The sequence below is a fragment of the Mucilaginibacter sp. genome (genome assembly GCF_039207105.1).
Taxonomy (GTDB): domain Bacteria; phylum Bacteroidota; class Bacteroidia; order Sphingobacteriales; family Sphingobacteriaceae; genus Mucilaginibacter.
Genome location: NZ_JBCECK010000003.1, coordinates 64,211 through 81,941 on the forward strand (window position 1 = coordinate 64,211; position 17,731 = coordinate 81,941).

19 protein-coding genes are annotated in these 17,731 nt (G+C 41.3%); 9 read left to right on the top strand and 10 right to left on the bottom strand.

Annotation, left to right across the window (positions count from 1 at the left end; all coding sequences use genetic code 11):
- The 4 genes from AAGC65_RS01320 to AAGC65_RS01335 form a co-directional block, all read right to left on the bottom strand.
- Positions 1-2,358: a TonB-dependent receptor gene (locus tag AAGC65_RS01320; protein WP_343110597.1), complete on the bottom strand. Its 2,358-nt coding sequence runs from the start codon at positions 2,356-2,358 to the stop codon at positions 1-3.
- 353 nt (positions 2,359-2,711) lie between these two features.
- Positions 2,712-3,083, bottom strand: a complete 372-nt coding sequence (locus AAGC65_RS01325; RefSeq protein ID WP_343110598.1) for a hypothetical protein — start codon at positions 3,081-3,083, stop codon at positions 2,712-2,714.
- 50 nt (positions 3,084-3,133) lie between these two features.
- Positions 3,134-3,493 carry a hypothetical protein gene (locus tag AAGC65_RS01330; RefSeq protein ID WP_343110599.1) on the bottom strand — a complete coding sequence of 120 codons (360 nt, stop codon included), beginning with the start codon at positions 3,491-3,493 and terminating at the stop codon, positions 3,134-3,136.
- A 223-nt stretch (positions 3,494-3,716) separates the two neighbouring features.
- Entirely contained in the window at positions 3,717-4,079 is a 363-nt protein-coding gene (locus tag AAGC65_RS01335; protein WP_343110600.1) for a hypothetical protein, read from the bottom strand.
- A 180-nt stretch (positions 4,080-4,259) separates the two neighbouring features.
- On the opposite strand from AAGC65_RS01335, the gene AAGC65_RS01340 reads away from it, so the two are divergent.
- Positions 4,260-4,559: a hypothetical protein gene (locus AAGC65_RS01340; protein ID WP_343110601.1), complete on the top strand. Its 300-nt coding sequence runs from the start codon at positions 4,260-4,262 to the stop codon at positions 4,557-4,559.
- Between the two features lie 120 nt (positions 4,560-4,679).
- Here AAGC65_RS01340 and AAGC65_RS01345 read toward each other — a convergent pair whose 3' ends face one another.
- The 3 genes from AAGC65_RS01345 to budA form a co-directional block, all read right to left on the bottom strand.
- Positions 4,680-5,918: a DUF3179 domain-containing (seleno)protein gene (locus AAGC65_RS01345; protein WP_343110602.1), complete on the bottom strand. Its 1,239-nt coding sequence runs from the start codon at positions 5,916-5,918 to the stop codon at positions 4,680-4,682.
- The gene (locus tag AAGC65_RS01350; RefSeq protein ID WP_343110603.1) at positions 5,918-6,484 is read right to left on the bottom strand and encodes a peroxidase-related enzyme; all 567 of its coding nucleotides are present in this window, start codon (positions 6,482-6,484) and stop codon (positions 5,918-5,920) included. The genes AAGC65_RS01345 and AAGC65_RS01350 overlap by 1 nt, the downstream gene beginning before the upstream one ends.
- 154 nt (positions 6,485-6,638) lie before the next feature.
- Positions 6,639-7,451, bottom strand: coding sequence for an acetolactate decarboxylase (gene budA / locus AAGC65_RS01355; protein WP_343110604.1), 813 nt, complete (start codon positions 7,449-7,451; stop codon positions 6,639-6,641).
- Positions 7,452-7,612: 161 nt separating this feature from the next.
- On the opposite strand from budA, the gene AAGC65_RS01360 reads away from it, so the two are divergent.
- From AAGC65_RS01360 to AAGC65_RS01370, 3 genes are all read left to right on the top strand, one after another.
- Positions 7,613-8,317, top strand: a complete 705-nt coding sequence (locus AAGC65_RS01360; RefSeq protein ID WP_343110605.1) for a DsbA family oxidoreductase — start codon at positions 7,613-7,615, stop codon at positions 8,315-8,317.
- Positions 8,318-8,478: 161 nt separating this feature from the next.
- Positions 8,479-9,006, top strand: coding sequence for a hypothetical protein (locus tag AAGC65_RS01365; protein ID WP_343110606.1), 528 nt, complete (start codon positions 8,479-8,481; stop codon positions 9,004-9,006).
- Between the two features lie 172 nt (positions 9,007-9,178).
- Entirely contained in the window at positions 9,179-10,330 is a 1,152-nt protein-coding gene (locus AAGC65_RS01370) for an MFS transporter (RefSeq protein WP_343110607.1), read from the top strand.
- Here the strand turns inward: AAGC65_RS01370 and AAGC65_RS01375 are convergent, their stop codons facing one another.
- Entirely contained in the window at positions 10,331-10,600 is a 270-nt protein-coding gene (locus AAGC65_RS01375; protein WP_343110608.1) for a hypothetical protein, read from the bottom strand.
- A gap of 110 nt (positions 10,601-10,710) precedes the next feature.
- On the opposite strand from AAGC65_RS01375, the gene nhaA reads away from it, so the two are divergent.
- Positions 10,711-12,009, top strand: a complete 1,299-nt coding sequence (gene nhaA, locus AAGC65_RS01380; protein ID WP_343110609.1) for a Na+/H+ antiporter NhaA — start codon at positions 10,711-10,713, stop codon at positions 12,007-12,009.
- Between the two features lie 12 nt (positions 12,010-12,021).
- Here the strand turns inward: nhaA and AAGC65_RS01385 are convergent, their stop codons facing one another.
- Positions 12,022-13,203, bottom strand: coding sequence for a glycosyl hydrolase (locus tag AAGC65_RS01385; RefSeq protein WP_343110610.1), 1,182 nt, complete (start codon positions 13,201-13,203; stop codon positions 12,022-12,024).
- 421 nt (positions 13,204-13,624) lie between these two features.
- Here AAGC65_RS01385 and AAGC65_RS01390 point away from each other — a divergent pair, with 421 nt between their 5' ends.
- The 4 genes from AAGC65_RS01390 to AAGC65_RS01405 are packed head-to-tail and all read left to right on the top strand — an operon-like array spanning position 13,625 to position 16,553.
- On the top strand, positions 13,625-14,431 hold the full coding sequence (locus tag AAGC65_RS01390) for an ABC transporter permease (RefSeq protein WP_343110611.1): 807 nt from the start codon (positions 13,625-13,627) through the stop codon (positions 14,429-14,431).
- Position 14,432: 1 nt separating this feature from the next.
- Positions 14,433-15,206 carry an ATP-binding cassette domain-containing protein gene (locus AAGC65_RS01395; protein WP_343110612.1) on the top strand — a complete coding sequence of 258 codons (774 nt, stop codon included), beginning with the start codon at positions 14,433-14,435 and terminating at the stop codon, positions 15,204-15,206.
- 23 nt (positions 15,207-15,229) lie between these two features.
- Positions 15,230-16,216, top strand: coding sequence for an MlaD family protein (locus AAGC65_RS01400; protein WP_343110613.1), 987 nt, complete (start codon positions 15,230-15,232; stop codon positions 16,214-16,216).
- A gap of 19 nt (positions 16,217-16,235) precedes the next feature.
- Entirely contained in the window at positions 16,236-16,553 is a 318-nt protein-coding gene (locus AAGC65_RS01405) for a DUF3784 domain-containing protein (RefSeq protein ID WP_343110614.1), read from the top strand.
- Here AAGC65_RS01405 and AAGC65_RS01410 read toward each other — a convergent pair.
- On the bottom strand, positions 16,550-17,716 hold the full coding sequence (locus AAGC65_RS01410; protein WP_343110615.1) for an acyltransferase: 1,167 nt from the start codon (positions 17,714-17,716) through the stop codon (positions 16,550-16,552). The genes AAGC65_RS01405 and AAGC65_RS01410 overlap by 4 nt on opposite strands.
- Positions 17,717-17,731: the final 15 nt, after the last annotated feature.

Below are 17,731 nucleotides of genomic sequence, written 5' to 3' on the forward strand. Positions count from 1 at the left end.
TCAATATTTTGAAAAAGAGTAACTGATGCCTAAAGTGTAAGTACGCGGCGGCGCGGCATTATACGTATCGCCATACTGGTTGCTGGTAACTGTAGTTGCGTAAAGCTGATTAGTTAAATTCAGCACATTGAACCAGATACCCGCTCCTTTTAACACGGTGCTTTTAATATCATAACCCAAACGCAGGTTGTAAATATTATAACCGCTATAGATTTTGGTATTGGCAGGGTTGGTATAATACTGGTTAATATGCTGCCACTCAGTAGCTATCCGGAAACCCGGCAAATAGTTAGGCTTGTACGTAAGCTCGGAGTTGGCTATCCAGGCCGGGGCATTGTTCATACGGTTGCCATTATAGCTGGTTACCGTATTAGTACCTGTAGCGTAGTTAGTGCTAACCTCGCTATATTCTACATAGGTATGTCTTGCATTGGTACCGCTAAACCTAAAGATAAGGTCGCTAACCGGCGCTACGGTAACGGAGTACTCCACACCACGGTGACGGGTTGCGCCCGCGTTTTGATTCTGTGTAGTGTTATCAGGTAACAGCTGGCTAATGATCTCATTATGGCCTTCCATATCAAACAGGCTCAGTTCAAAATACAGCTTTCTATTAAAAGCCGAGAACCAGCCTCCAACCTCATAATTATCAAAGGTAGCTTGCTTTAAGGGGGTCAACTGGCGCGAACTATATAGATCGCCGGTTTCCGGTGGCTGAAAGCCTACACTATAATTAGCATAAAAACCTTTGTTACGGCCCAGATCATAAGTTAAACCCAATTTTGGAGCCAGTATATTGAAGTTATTGGTTTCCTGCTGTTTGTATTTGGTTTGATTAGGAGGCAAACTATTAGTAAAATCATAATGAACACGATCATACCGCAAACCACCAACTATACGCAGCGCTTCGGTAGGTTTTAACTCATATTGTAAGTATGCGGCGGTGTTAAACAGTTTGATATTGTAATTATCGATATAGCGGCCTGTGTTTGAAAATCCGGTGTAATAGTTATTCTGCACATCTTTGTCAATATTCAGAAACTGCGCATAGTATGAGCTTGGGCTATCGTCCATATAAACACCACCGATCAGACGCGAATGCAAGAAATCAAAGTCAACCCGGTGCTGAGCCAGCAAGCCGTAGCTCTGAAATTTTTGATCATTCACCTGCCCGTTCGAGCTCAGGTATTTGCCGGTATTATCGCGCACATCAGAAATGTAATAACTGGGCAACTGGGCGGTAGAATTATCACGGAAAAACAGGGTCACGAAGGTGCTGTTTTTGTCATCCCATTGATGATCTAATCGGGTGCTTGCCCTAAAAGCTTTAACTCTGCGATAGCTAAAACGCTGATTTGCTCCATAACTGCGGTCATAAAAATGAGCGCTATCCAGGCTGCCCGGCGTTTGTGTGTTCAGATAATTATAGGCTGCCGATGTGGTTAAACGGGTGGTAGCATTAAAATCATAAGTGGTTTTAAAGTTGCCCGAGTATTTATCAAAATCAGAATAATCCTGCCAGCTGTCTTTTTGGTGGGCTATATAGCCGCCAACGTACAAGCCAAACTTGCCTTTTGTAAAACCACCGTCAGCATCAACACGGCGGTAGTGATAGTTGTCACCCTGTACCGATACATTACCGGCATAACCGGTAGGCGGCCCCTGGGTAATAAAATTTACAGCACCCCCAATCGAGTTGCTACCATAAAGTGATGAAGCCGGCCCCTTGATTACCTCTATATCCTTAACACCCGACATATTGATCTCATACAGCGAGTTATGGTTAAAAATCCCGGTAGGGCGAATGGGCAAGCCATCCTCCATGTATAGATAAAGCGCATTATAAGTAATAGGCTGCCGAATGGCCATCGTATGCTGCTCGTTACCTAAATTCACCATGTATACGCCTGCCACCTTGTTAAGCAGTTGGTACAAGGCAGTAGCTTTGGCATCTTTGATCTGGGTAGAGTTTATTTTACTAATGGCGATAGGCGCATCCTGACGGGCCTGCCCTTCGCGGCTGGCGGTTACCACAACCGGCTGCAGATCAACCGTAGATGGTTCCAGGGCTATATCAAGGTTTTGAGTTTTGATATCGGCAACATTAATGACACGAACATTGTAGCCAACCATAGCAAATTTTAGCCTGGTAACGCCTTGCGCATTTATTTTAAAATACCCTTTGGCATTTGTCATGGCCAGTTTAGCGCCATTTACGGCATCGGCGTTACAAATAGATGCCCCTGCAAGCGCTTCATGTGTATTGGCATCGGTAATGGTGCCTTGTATAGTTGATTGGGCGTTGGCCAGGGCTTGAAGTGATATAAAAAGTATAAATAGAATTAGATATTTTTTCATGTATAGTAAATCAGGAGCTCAGGCTCCGGGGTATATGATTGTAGTATGAAACACATGGTATTTTCCCGAGAATAGTCGAGTATTACTACTGAATCCCAAGCTTGTAGAAACGTAAAGGGTAGCACTTTATGAGCTATCCTTCGACAGATCTTACAGGGCACACTTACGAAGTTTTAAAAACTTCGTAAGTGTTGAACAGCCTATCATTTCGACCTAAGGAGAAATCCTATCAGGCATACAAGCATCACGTACAGATCTCTCCTCGTTCGAGATGACATAGAAGAATATCAGTATACGCGAAAGCGCATAGCAAAGCCATCAGTCAAAAAATCCGGGAAAATAAAAATGAAAAATTATCCTAATTGGGGAGGCTGGAAGATGGCACCGACAGGTTTAACCGGCAGGGTGCTATCATAAGGGGTTACAATTACTTGCAACAAGCTGGAGTGAAACTTAATAACCGTTGAACTGGCTACATAAACTTCCTGAAAGAGGCTTTTTTGCGACTGCCTTTCATCGCTGGCCTGCTTATCCTCTGCCTGTTTTATCTTTTTCGCAAAATAACATTTGCCATCGCAATGCAACCAGGGCTTATTCCGGTTTTCGCAAAGCTTGGTGACAATGTAGTTTCTGTTCAGTTCAAAACCCGCGTAAATAAAGAAACGAGAGAAATTAACTGTAACCAGCGAAACGATGAGTAAATAGGCTGTTATACGTTGCAGCATGTTGCCGCAAAGGTAGTAGCTATGTGTTTAATAAGCAACCCCTATGTAAATTAATTACTGCGTTTAAGCACCGTATTGAGGTGCTGCCCTTTATAAACAATATGCATTTTAATGGAATCGGGGTAAAGTTTGCCGGTATGCGGGGCATTGCCGCCGGGCACAGGTACGTTAAAAGAAAAATCATTCCCGTTTATCATACCATCGGTAATGTTTACATCGCCCTGTGGCATATGCGCGGTGCCGGTGAGTTTATCGCTATCTACTTTGAAATTATAACTTAAGGTCAGGAGCGTGCTATCCGGAGCAAGCTTTGCGCTGCCTGTCCATTTCCCGTTCAGATCTACCGCTGCGGCAAAGCAAATAGCCATTAACATCATTAATGGAGCGGTAGCAAATATCTTCTTTTTCATTGATTTGGGGCTTTAACAGGCAACTCGCTAAAGCTTCCTGTTATGAAAATACAACCCCGGGGTTAAAAAGTTTTACTAATAAAAAAACCTTACTTTTCAGTAAGGTTTTTTTATTAGTAGTATTAACTATAATCAAATTATCTTGCTGAACGATAGTGAAGCATCTATTGTACTACCTGCATAGTTCACAAATAGACCCTTCTTTCCTCAGGATGACAAGTTATTATTTCTTTTCTTCCGGTCTTTTTAACACCGAGTGAACTTTTGTACCGTTAATATCCAGATCAACACTGGTAGAATCACCATAAAATTTACCTGTGTGTGCTATGGTTATTCCCTGGGTAGCAATATTGAATGAAAAATCTGTTCCATTAGTTTTACCTTCGGTTATTTCGGTTGTACCTTCCGTAGTTAAAGCAGTACCTGTTAATTTATCGCCGTCTACTTTTAAGTCATACAATAAAGGGTATTCGGTATCATTGTAAATTAATTTCCCGGCCCATTTACCATTCAAATCTGCAACAGCGGCAAGGCAAGCCATAAAGCAACCTACCAACATAGCGGTAGTAAAAATCTTTCTTTTCATAATCTATTTTTATTTATCTAAGATAAGCTGTTTTTTGTTAAAAATCCATTAAGCCAAAATTATTTAAAACATTCAGTTTAGCTATAAAACGGCGCCAAAACCGGCCTTTTACACTTCTTTATTTTTATATATTAACTGAATGTTATTTAGTGGCGCAAATATTTGTTTAATTTTGCTGTAATGAAAAAAGTGGAAGTACTAAAGCTGATGGACCTGATTGAAGATATCAGGAAACTTGATGAATTGATTGCAGTGAGTCGTACAAAAAAAACCTCTGATTTTGTGCTGAACCAGTACGAGGCTAAAAAGATCAAGATGGTTGGCTCTATCATCAGCGAGCTGGCCAATCCGCCTATTCAATCAATAGAAAGCTACCTCATCATCAAAAAAATACTCAACAAGTACTACCCTAATATTGCCGAAGATGAGTTGATAAATGGCACTGATGTAGGTAAAATTCTGGCTGTTATTGAGGGTTAACTAATATTCAATACTGACTCGTCATCCCGAATTTATTTCGCCCCCCACAAGTATACGACATAATGGGGTGCTGAAACAAGTTCAGCATGACGTGAGGTAATATATCCGAAGTATACTCATCTAATAAATTGCGGCTACATGCTCCAGCTCTGTAGCTTCCTCACCTTTCCAAAACGTTGTTGCGGGATGAAAATGTTTCCACGAATGCCAGTACTCCTGGTAGGCTTGCACTTTGGTTAATTGCTGCCCTTTTTGCAGGCCCGATATGCACTGGCCATCCCAATTCCACAAAGAGGCTGTTTCCTTATCAGTGAGCAAGCCCTTATCTGAGAGCTTAAAGTGCAGTGTTGTACCTTTGATGGTATTATTCCATGCATGGTAAGTTTGGCCATCCCTTTCAATAGCGATCAGCAGCGAATTGTTGTAATGCTCATCATTAAGTATATGCTGCTTGTTTAAATGCCGCCAGTCATAAGCTCTTGAACGCCCATCTACAATTACGCCAATCACCCAGCTTTTTCTGATCAGCGAATCTTTATCTTTTAGTGTGCTGTCTTTATCAATGGCCTGTACCCTGTCATAATTTTTCAGGTCGGCATAGTCGGCGGTATACAAATTATCGGGTTGCATAATAAGCGAGGTCGGATGTTTTTGCAACCATGCACTCAGGGTTGCCTGCTCATAAGGCAACTCTTCCAACCGTTTCCCTTTTAATTCGCCTACTGCTGCTTTACCGGTGGCCTGATACCACCATGTTTTGGTGCTCTGGTCTTCAATAATAGCATTGTAATGCCTTGCTCCTACCAGCCTGAAATTTTGCTTTATACCGTTTACAAACGGACTGTATACCCTGCCGGTTCGGCACATGGTGCAATAAGTAACCAACACGGGTTTATTGCCCACCACATCCTGTACCTTATGATGATAACCCAGATAAACCACCGGGTATGCCTTGGCCACACCATTATTAACCACACCTATAACCAGGTAATTTAACGGAACTTTATTGGTAAGCCCGTTTGCAAACTTTGCAGCTGCGGTTTCCTTAAACATGGTTTCGGCCTTGTAGGCCATATCGGTAAAGTAAAAACTGCCTAAACATAGTACCAGCACAGCAGCTTTTATAATTTTATTGCGTTGGGAGTTATGGGCATAATTTTTAACCAGGTACCACAATATAAATACCGCGCCAATGGAACGTAAAGGGTTAACAATTTTTTCGAGATAATAGCATATAGTTATCGCGTTAAGATCCTGGCTGCCCGGGAAAGGCATTAACAGATACGCGTGCAGTAAACCTGGCACTACCAACAAAATAACACCTAACCAAAATATCCGGGCACTCTGTTTATCATTCATCACGTTTCGACATTTAGAGCGGCATACCTGTTTTCCGATGGCAGGTAACCACTGGTTTTCAATATCCCCGCAAGGCGGTCATAAAATGCAGGCTCAGTTGGGGTTATACTGGCCAGGCCATCAACATATCTGTTATACAAACTAAACAGCGCAGCAATAAGTACAGTATCATGCAGTTCCAGATCAGTAGCACCGGCATCCCGGGCATTTTGAACAAGTTGAGGAGTAACATTTTTGCCATTTACCTGAGTTTGGCGGGCAATTTCAAGCAAATGCTTCATCTTAGGACTAACAGGGGCGTTGTCCGGATCGTTCTTAACCTTTTCGGCTGTTTCCGTTTCGCCTAAAAGTACGTTAGCTGCGGCTGTGTGCGCATTAGTGCAAAAACGGCATTGGTTACCATTGCTCACTACGGTCGCAATCAGTTCGCGCTCACCTTCGGTCAAGGTAGATTGGCCTCTTAAAAGTAGCTGTGTAAGCTGCCTGATAGGCAAAGCAGTATCCTGCCGGTAATTTAACAAACCTGTAATTCCGGGCAGGTTTTCATCTAATGGTATGTAAGGCATAACAATAGTTAGGTTACCGGTTTGCACCAGTCAGTAAGTAAAAAATAATAATTGGTTTATAACTATTCCGAATTTAATAAAAACTCTTATTAAAAAGAATAGCTTACCGCATAATTATTTATGCCAACCGGTTACCTAACTATGATATGGAATATTATTGTTTTTTACCGTTCTCTACACTTTTGATCTCTTCTTTACGATCTCTTTTAAAGTCGAAATTATCAAAGCCTGCTGTTTGCGGCAGATCCATTGAGTAGCTGGTTAAGGGATCAACCTCTACAGTAATATCTTCGGCAATCAGGTCAACAACATGCCCGCCAAAAACCTTATCGTCTGATAAAAAATGGAAATGGTATCCGGCAATGTGAGGACCTTCCATGAATTTAGGGGTTCTGAAACCTATCATATCGCCCTGCATATCGGCATGGTCAAAAAAATGTTGCTTATCAAGCATTTCGGCAAGGGGTAAATAAGGTTTCTGCGCGGGCGGAAAAGCCCGGGCCTTCACCAGTTTAAATTTACCGCTTACATGTATAGCGTAAATACCGTTCTGGTTGATAAGCAAACTATCCAGATAGTTATAAAAAGCGGTTTTATTTAATGTGCCGCTATGTTTATAAACTTTTACCGGATGAAAAAAGCAGGCCAGCGCATAAGGCGTTTTACCGGTATCGGCCAGTTCGGTGGTTTTGCCGGTATATTGCGTTTTATACAATTTACCTTTAAAGAGTAATAACTCGCCATCAACCTGATCTGGTGCGCCCAGACCAAAATCGCCATGTTGTTTAAGCTGTTTGTAAGGATACCAGGCATCATAAAGCCCGGCTATAAATGATGAGGCAACACCGGCGCTAAATAAATTATGATCGTTAACATTTGCCGGCTGTTTTTTTTGCTGAGCAGATGCACTAAAACCGGAGCTTATTAAAGCTAATAGAACAGAAAAAATAAGGGGTGTTTTTTTCATGATTAATATAAATAAATGTAATGGCAAAACACTTATTTTTTCGTCAAACGAACAAGTATTATCCTAAAATCAATATATCTATACACATAATTTTACTTTATACTTACCCTAATACTATACAGGTATGATAGCTTTGTATAACTTCAACAACGAATTAAAATATGAAAGTAGAAATTTGGTCGGATGTGATGTGCCCTTTTTGCTATATAGGCAAACGCAGATTTGAAGAAGCACTGCTGCAATCCGGACATCAGGATAAAATAGAAATTGAATGGAAAAGCTTTCAGCTGAATCCAGATTTAAAAACAGATCCATCAATAAACTTTATGCATCATTTGGCCGATAGTAAAGGCTGGACGCTTGACTACACCCAGCAACTGAATGACCATGTAAACCAAATGGCGGCAGAGGTTGGTTTGAATTATAGCTCAAACAGGGTTGTTGCCAATAGTTTTAAAGCTCATCGCTTTAGTCACCTGGCTAAAAAATACCATTTGGGCAATGAAGCAGAGGAGGCCTTGTTTAAAGCTTATTTTACCAATGGACAAAACATTGACGATACAGCTACCCTTATACAATTGGGAACCGAAATAGGCCTTAATGCCGAAGAGCTTCAGCAGGTATTAGATAGTGATGCCTATGCCGAAAATGTAAAGCAGGATATTGCAGAAGCACAACACTTAGGTATAAGAGGAGTACCGTTTTTTGTGATGAATAATAAATACGGTGTATCCGGAGCTCAGGCATTACCGGTTTTTATGGAAACCATTGAAAAATCATTTACCGAATGGGAGCAGGAAAACTCAAAACCTGCGCTAACCATCATCGAAGGCCAATCATGCACGCCCGAAGGTGATTGTAACTAATATATAAGCACCTAAGGTATAATAAATTGTCTTAGGTGCCTTATCTTCTCCCGTTTTTTATCTTCGCATACAAACACTACGGTTAAAAAGTTTTAATTTTTTTCAAAAAGCTAAAACAGTCATATCTTTATAATAAGTTCAACCTTATCATAATTGTGTGCATGAAGAGCCTATACTATAAAATTATCGCTTTACTATTTCTGGTAATTGCTATTAATGGCTGCAAACCGGATGAGGCCATTAACCCTAAAAAAATTGTGCCCATACCTGGTTATAATGACGACAATACTCCCAACACAGGAGATGGCCTGCCTCTGGGACCACAAGGCACAGTAGAATTTCAAATTGATGGAGTAAAAACTACTTATACCAATGTTTCTTACGAGGTTTTTTACCCCCATACCCCCCAGGCCTTTGTATCTCCTGAAACCGGACAGATCAATATTCTCGGAACAGGCGCTAATCCCGCACACGATTTATTTTCGCTCATATTTCTCAACTCAAAGGCCGGCACCTATGATATTTTCCTGATAAACGCAATTGACCTTTTTGGTGGCGATGGCGATGATGCCAAAGTAAAAGTAACCACATTTAGCGACGGCCTTTTACAAGGTACTTTTAACGCTAACCTTACCGGCGACGATAATAAAACCCACAAAGTTATTGGCTCTTTTAATATAAAAATGTAATTTACAGTGCCGGCTTAAAACGAACACTTTGCATTTTTGCTTATAACTCAACTTACTAATTCACAGCAAAGTAAAAAACGTTTTAGCTATATATTGAGTGCTGGTTTTTATCTATCTTTGTGCTGGTAAACCAATGTGTACTTTATACACAATAAAATAATTTAAATAATCAATGATCAACGCTCCGGCCGTACCAATCTCAACATCAAAAAAAGCACTCCGAATTGCCGTAGGCGCTATGTTTTTTATGGCTGGGTTAAGCTTTTCAAGCTGGGCGTCGCGCATTGCTACCGTGCAACAAAACATGGGCCTGTCTGATGCTGCTTTAGGCGCAGTACTATTCTCACTGCCTGTTGGGCTCATGTGCTCCCTGCCTTTTTCAGGTTGGGTGATCACTAAAATTGGCAGCCGCAAATTACTTATCAGCGCTTTACTGGTATATGCCACCGCGTTGGTAACACTGGGGTTGGCTCAAAACACTTTCCAGCTTATCATTTGCCTGGTTTGTTTTGGTTTCAGCAGTAACGCCGTTAATATCTCTGTTAATACACAAGCTGTTGCCACCGAAGAGATCTATAAAAAACCTATTATGGCGTCTTTCCACGGCCTCTGGAGTTTGGCCGGATTTGTTGGTGCTGGTATAGGAACCTACATGATAGGTAATAACATTGATCCTTTTCACCATTTTTTGGTGATGATGGCTGTGATATTTACCGGTGTGATCATAGCGGCCCGTTATCTTAAAGACGATAAAGTAGCCAACTCGGGGCCAGTATTTGTAATGCCCGACAGTTCGCTGATCAAGTTGGGTGTTATTGCTTTCTGTTCTATGATATGCGAAGGTGCCATGTTTGACTGGAGCGTTATTTATTTTAAAAAAGTAGTACTTGCTCCTACCGCTATGGTGGGTTTGGGTTTCACTACCTTCATGTTCACTATGGCCGGCGGCAGGTTTGTTGCCGATTGGTTTGCAGCCAAATTTGGCTTGAAGCGTACACTACAGGTTAGCGGTAGCTTAACCGCCATAGGTTTGCTTATTGCGGTAGCATTCCCTTATATATATACCGCTATGGCAGGGTTTCTGCTGGTAGGCGCGGGCGTATCATCAGTAGTGCCTATGGTGTTCAGCGCTGCAGGCAAGTCAAAAACCATGCTACCTGGTGTTGCATTGGCAGCAGTATCAACCATTGGCTTTCTGGGCTTTTTAGTTGGCCCGCCGGTAATTGGTTTTATAGCCGGTATTGCCACTTTAAGAGCATCATTTGTACTGATAGCACTTATGGGTGTTTCTGTAGTAGTGGTATCAACCAAAGCCAAGATCTGATCATCCCCTATTCAGGTCGGCCTCACTGGGATTAAGCAGGTATTCAAATTGCTCATACCCATTATGAAAAATAAAATTCAGCCTTTCTTTGGGTACATGAATATCCAACGACATTAAACCAAGCGTTTGTGGAAGATTATCCCTTATTAATTTCAGATCGGTAATGTGAGGCATGTCAATAAATATATCCTCGCCGCGGGCTTCTATCTTCCATCCAGGCAGATTGGCATGATGTAATACATCCAACCATTTTTGTTGATAAGGGTTCATAATCGCTTTTTTGTTTAATAAAGCTTGGGCAGCGTAATTGGTTTTAATTATTTAATATTTCCGTGGCTGCTCCAAATCATTAAACATTAATTTCCTTAATTTAGGCAGCAATGAGGCAGCAGACACCCATTGAAAGAATCACCGCGCCGGTTAACAAGTTTATCCATCAGGAACATACCAGTGGTATGGTACTTTTTATAAGCGTTGTAATAGCCATTATATGGGTTAATTCTCCCTTACAGCACTTTTATCACGAGCTGTGGAATAATAAATTTTCACTTAGCTTTGCAGGCCACTCGCTTGACCACACACTGCATCTTTGGATAAACGATGGCCTGATGGCCATATTTTTCTTTGTGATAGGCCTTGAACTGAAAAGAGAGTTTATAGCCGGCGAATTATCAAGCATTAAGAAAGCCTCCTTGCCAATGGTTGCCGCGCTTGGCGGTATGCTGGTACCCGCGCTCATTTATTTTTTAATAAACAAAGGCCAGGCTTCAGAACATGGCTGGGGAATACCTATGGCTACGGATATTGCCTTTGCACTGGCCCTACTTTCTATAGCAGGTAAACATATCCCGGCATCTGTAAAAGTATTTTTATCGGCATTGGCTGTAGCCGACGATCTGGGAGCAGTATTGGTAATTGCTCTATTCTACAGTTCACATATAGCCTTAGCGCTGTTAACAATTGGTGTATGGTTGCTGGTGATCTTGCTTATCGGCAATAAAATGGGTATCAGGAGTGTTGTCTTTTACCTGGTGATTGGCTTTGCGGTTTGGGTTACCTTCTTACTTTCGGGCATACATGCTACCATAGCGGGTGTGCTGGTTGCCTTTACTATACCTGCTCGTACCCGCATCAATGAAAAAAGCTATGCCGATAGCCTGCGCGGGCTTTTACTTGAATTTGAAAAGGCTATCCCCAATAACAGCACTCTAACCACTCCAGAACAACATGATACTATTGAACAAATAAAAAAATTAAGCACCGATGCCGAAACGCCACTGCAAAAAATAGAATTCATGCTGCATCCCTGGGTAGCCTTTGTGGTGATGCCGCTTTTTGCGTTGGCCAACGCGGATACCATCATTGGTCCGAATTTTTTTTCATCACTGATAAACCCGGTGAGTTTAGGCGTAACCGCAGGATTGTTAGTGGGTAAGTTTACAGGCGTACTAACTGCCACCTGGTTCATGGTAAAGTTTGGGGCGCAGCTGCCTTCAAAGTCTACCTGGAAACAAATGGCAGGTGTGGCCTTACTGGCAGGTGTGGGTTTTACAATGTCGCTTTTTATATCCGGACTTGCATTTTCGCAACCTGAGATGGTTGATCAGGCTAAATACGGCATTTTATTGGCTTCGTTATTGTCGGGAATATTGGGCGTAATGGTATTAAGAAAAGCATAATTACATCTGCCATTACTTTCCTTTATTGGGTTTCCCGTAAACGCTCAGCAACGACAGTCGGTTTTGAAACATCGTTTTCGGACTATTAAAAAATTGTACAAAATCGGCAGCGCTTACCTGTCCGGGGTATGGCACATAATATTGATCTGCACTATCATTCCGCCATGCCATCACATATGATATTTTATGTTTTGTTAAGGTTGGTAATAACACTCCCGTCCACCAGTTGGCCTGTGGTATTTGCTCATAACCGGTTTCGGGCAGGCAAGCTACTTTGTGGTGTTTGGCAGCAACTACATCCAGAATACCCAGACGCTTATTCAGTTTAGCCTGAAATTCTGCAACATTCTTGAAGCAGTAATTATCAAAACCAACAAAATCGGCATAATCATCGCCGGGATATCTCTGCAGGAACTCTTCTTCCGATTCAAAATCAGCCGTAGAATATACGATGAGCAGGTTGTGCAGCTTTTTCTTGTTACGCAGATAGTCAATGGTAAAGCGCCATAAAGTTTTAAAATCTTCTGGTGTGCTGGTATTTTTACCCCACCAAAACCAGTTACCGGTAAGTTCATGAAAGGGCCTGAATAAAATAGGGATAGCCTCTCCCTCTGCTCCTTTAAGGTCAGCTATCTGCGCTGCAACCCTATCTAACCAACTTACATACACTTCATGATATGCTCCACCGAGGATGAGTTCTTTAACGGTTTGCTGTGTGGTATCCCAGGCGGTTTTTCCGTTAGCAGGGTTATCCATATGCCAGCAATAGGTGTTGATGCCACCACGTTCATAAGCCTCTTTTATTAATTGTTTTTGAAGTTTAAAAGGGATGCCATTGATATCTTTGATACTATCATGCTCAATTTTAGCCAGATCCCAGCCATATAAAGCCGGATACGATCCGGTAACACTCTTTACATCTGAGCGGCCGGGTTCAAAACGCCAGCTGGTACCATAAGCCGTATCGTCATGGTGACCAAATATAATACCGGCACCCTGTAAACGCTGCATACTGTAAAAAAGCTGCCTGGTTTCGGCGGTAGCCTTTTTATCGCTCGGGTCCTGCAACTGTGCATTCGCTAACAAGTTATAAAACAATAAAAATATAATGGAAGCTATGATATACTTTAAAACCGCGTTCATATTTAAGGTACCAGGTTGCCTGTAAATATCCTTTAATTTTTGAAAAGGCATCGCATGTTTGTGCAATTACCGTACAATCTTGCCCCTGAGTAAATTTCTTAGCTTATGTGTTTAATAATCCAAACCGAAGGCCTTTGCTTATTATATTGCCTCCTGATCAGAATTTTACACTCCTTTAACTATATTTTTTAACGCTTATATATTCTATATAAATTATAACTGTTAGGTTTGCACTCGCTCGTGATTTTAACTTTTAACCCATATGGTCAAAAGCTTAAACTCAAGTTAACATGTTGTTCAAATTTGCCTGCTTAACTTTCCAAAGGTTGCTTGATAAAGGTACTACCATCCCCTATTTTATCATATCAAAGCAAAAAACGCCGGATAATGTACTTAGCAGCAAACAATTGCAATAAGTTTATTGTAGAGTAACCATAGTCAAATTTGTACAAAATACTACTATATCATATTAATGGATACAGCAGAAAGCACAACAACGGTAACTAAAAAAAACTCAAAGCTTAAGCAAAGCCTGATAAATTTTTTTACCGACCTCTATAAGATCAATCAATTTATCCTCCGTTTTTTCAGGGAAGCTTTTTTACCGCCATTTGAAATTAAAGAGGTGGTAAGGCAATGTTTTGAAGTAGGCGTGCGCTCCTTTACTCTTATTTCGGTAACCGGTTTTATTGTTGGGGTGATATTTACCAAGCAATCAAGACCATCCCTTTCGGAGTTTGGGGCAACGTCCTGGCTGCCATCGCTGGTATCCATAGCCATTATGCGTGCGTTAGCGCCCTTGGTTACGGCGCTAATAGCATCGGGTAAAGTTGGTTCAAGTATTGGTGCCGAACTGGGCTCTATGCGGGTAACCGAACAAATTGACGCTATGGAAGTATCGGGCACCAAACCATTTAAATTTTTGGTATGTACCCGGGTATTGGCAACTACTATTACCATACCTATTTTATCAACCTATACTGCGCTGATAGCCATAGTGGGTGGTTATTTAAATGTGAGCCAAAATGAGGGCACCAGCTGGAGCACTTTTATTCAGCAGGTGTTTGAGCCTTTAACTTTTATTGATTTTATAGCATCACTCATTAAATCAATAGTATTTGGCTTTACTATTGGTATAGTAGGCTGCTACCAGGGTTATAACTCAACCAAAGGTACCGAGGGTGTGGGTAAAGCCGCCAACGGAGCAGTGGTTACGGCCATGTTCCTGGTGTTTATTGAAGAAGTAATTATTGTACAGATAACCAGTTGGTTCCGCTAATATGAAAAAGGTAAAAACACAGGTTGATCATAGCAATCCGGTTATCAGCATCAGGGGGCTCAAAAAAGCATTTGAGGATTATGCCGTTTTGCGCGGAATAGACCTTGACCTATACCAGGGCGAAAATCTGGTAGTACTCGGTCGTTCGGGTACAGGTAAATCGGTTTTAATTAAGATCATATCAGGCTTATTAAAACCCGACGAAGGTGAGATAACCGTATTGGGCCATAACATTGCTCAAATAACAGATGCTCAACTTCAGGAGTTACGCATCCGGATAGGCTTTTCGTTTCAGAACAGTGCTTTGTACGATAGTATGACGGTTCGCAAAAACCTTGAATTTCCATTGGTTCGTAACCGCAAAAATATTACCCGGAAGGAAATTAATACATCAGTAGAGACCGTGCTTGAGGCTGTGGGCTTGTCGCAAACCATCAACCAGATGCCATCGGAGCTTTCGGGCGGGCAGCGTAAGCGTATCGGCATTGCACGCACGCTTATCCTGAATCCTGAAATTATGTTGTATGATGAACCAACCGCGGGCCTTGATCCGATAACCTGCATCGAGATCAACGACCTTATTAACGAGGTTCAACAGCGATATAATACATCATCCATCATCATTACCCATGATCTTACCTGTGCCAAACAAACCGGCGATCGGATAGCCATGTTGCTTGACGGTCAGTTTCAGCGTACCGGCACTTTTGAACAAGTGTTTGATACTAATGATGAGCGGGTTAAACCATTTTTTGATTACAACTTTATACAATAAGACAAGTTATTATAACCATTATCATGGATAGAACAGAAAATAAAAAAGCAATTATAGTAGGCATATTTTTAGCGCTCGGCCTGGTGGTATTTATACTGGGTGTATTTACACTTGGTGGCCAGCAAAAAGCCTTTGTTAAAAACATCAAGATCAGCTCGGTATTTAGCGATGTTGCCGGATTAAAAAAAGGTAACAACGTTTGGTTTTCAGGTGTTAAAGTGGGTACCATAAGCGAAGTTAAATTCATTGGCCCATCAAAAGTTCAGGTGTTTATGCATGTTGATGAAGCAACCCAGCAATACATTCACCGCGATGCCGGGGCTAAAATTGGATCGGACGGTTTGATCGGTAATAAGATCATTGTTATTGATGGCGGCAGTCCTCAAGCTCCTGTAGTACAGGATGGCGACCAGTTACAAGCTGAAAAAATGCTTTCAACCGATGATATGCTGAAAACCTTGCAGGATAATAACCAGAATATATTGGCTATTACCAATGATTTTAAAGTATTAAGCCATAAAATACTGGAAGGTAAAGGAACCATTGGCACCCTAATGACGGATAGCACGATGGCCATGCAATTGCGCGCGGCTATGCAAAACCTGCAAACAACTACCCAAAGCGCCGCACAGATGGCTGTACAGTTACATACCTTTAGCGCCAAAATGAACACTAAAGGTGGCTTTGCTGATAAACTGCTTACCGATACCGCTACTTTTAATAAAATAAGCCAGTCGGTTGCGCAATTGCAGCAAACAGCGGCCAACGCATCAACTCTAACCGATAATTTAACCAAAGCAAGCAACAAGCTTAATACTACCGATAATGCCATTGGTGTACTACTGAATGATTCTAAAGGCGCTACCCAGGTACGTACCACACTTAACTATCTGCAGCAAAGCTCGGTAAAGTTAAATGACGATCTGGAAGCCGTTCAGCACAATTTTCTGCTACGCGGCTTTTTCAAGAAAAAGGCTAAAGCCAAAGCCGATAGCTTGAAAGCACAGTAATTATAGCTTATATTGCACTATGAATACAGGATGCGCCTTATTGGGTATTATTGAAGGTGGTGCAGCGCTATTGGTAGTTTTTTTGGCATACCTGATTAAGTACAAAAAGCAGGTAAACATTATTGCAGGCTACGACGAAAGAGAATGCAAAGATAAAGATGGATTAACCAATTGGATTGGCGGTACGCTGATGATTAGCGGCAGCATATGCTTTTTATTAGCCATTCTGGTAATCGCATTGCCTAATCATACTAATCTGATCATGGCCTTTTTTGGCATAGTAATGGTGCTTGGTTGCATGGTTGCAACTATTGGCAGTAATAAGTACAAGTTTTAAATAACCGCCTTCACTCCAGGAATTTTCAATAACAAATGTGCTAACAAAAATGATCCTGTAACGGCAAGTGGTGCTACCAATAGTAATTTAACAGCGGGGTCAACGCTCCATGCTCTAAACAGCATAGATACCGAGATCAGTATCAGCGGGTGAAAAATATAAACGCCAAAAGCTGCTCTTGACATTTTTCCTATCAACACAGATTGTCCACTCCATTTTTGTTCAGCAATACCCACCATTCCCACTATAATAAATATACCCGTAAACTGCTCCCAACAGGCATACATTAATGATTGCCAGCACCCATTACCGCTAAAAGTTTCTATAGGGCTGTTGGTGATGATTTTTAAATAATAAATTGCCGGAAAACCAATAAGGAGCATCAATAAAGCCATCATTGTAAATACTTTGCCTGTTTTATAATCAACCTTATTAAGCCATTCCCCGCGCCTGGCCATTATCCCCAAAACAAACAAGGCAATGTACTGCACAAAATGCCCCAACTGAAAGCCAACAGGTTGCAAAACCCAGCCAACCGGGAATATACAGCGCATTAGATAAGTACCTAAAGCCAGCGTCAGTGTAAAAAACACTATGGTTGTTATACAAGGCATTTGGCCTATTGGTAATGCTTTTACATTTTTAAAAAGCAGCATAACTATCACATATAACACATTGAACAATAGCAGAGCCGCTACAAACCACAACACGCCAAAATCTATCCAGTGATGAAAACCACCCAAATATTGGGCATACGTAATATTATGCCCCTGACCAAAGCGGTAAACCAAATAACTTAATACAGGCGACAATATAAAGGAGTAAAACACCAGCGGAATACCCAACCGTTTAAACCTATCTACAATAAAACCTGGTGCTCCTTTTTTGTGATAAGACGATTCAGTAAAATAGGCTGATATAAAAAAGAAAAAGCCCATAAAAAAAGATTGGTTAGTTGCTACAAAAATCGTCATGAGTATTTGCGCTGCTACCTTTGTTGTTTTTTCGCTATAATACCAACCTCCTGGTGCACCGTATGTTATAAAAGTATGGTGCAGTACCACTAAAATGGTAAGCACTACTTTCAGATTATCGATATAGACTATTTTCCCAGCCTGTATATGGCTGTTTTTAACTGACGGCACAACTGTAGAAATTTGCATTATTTAATAGATTGT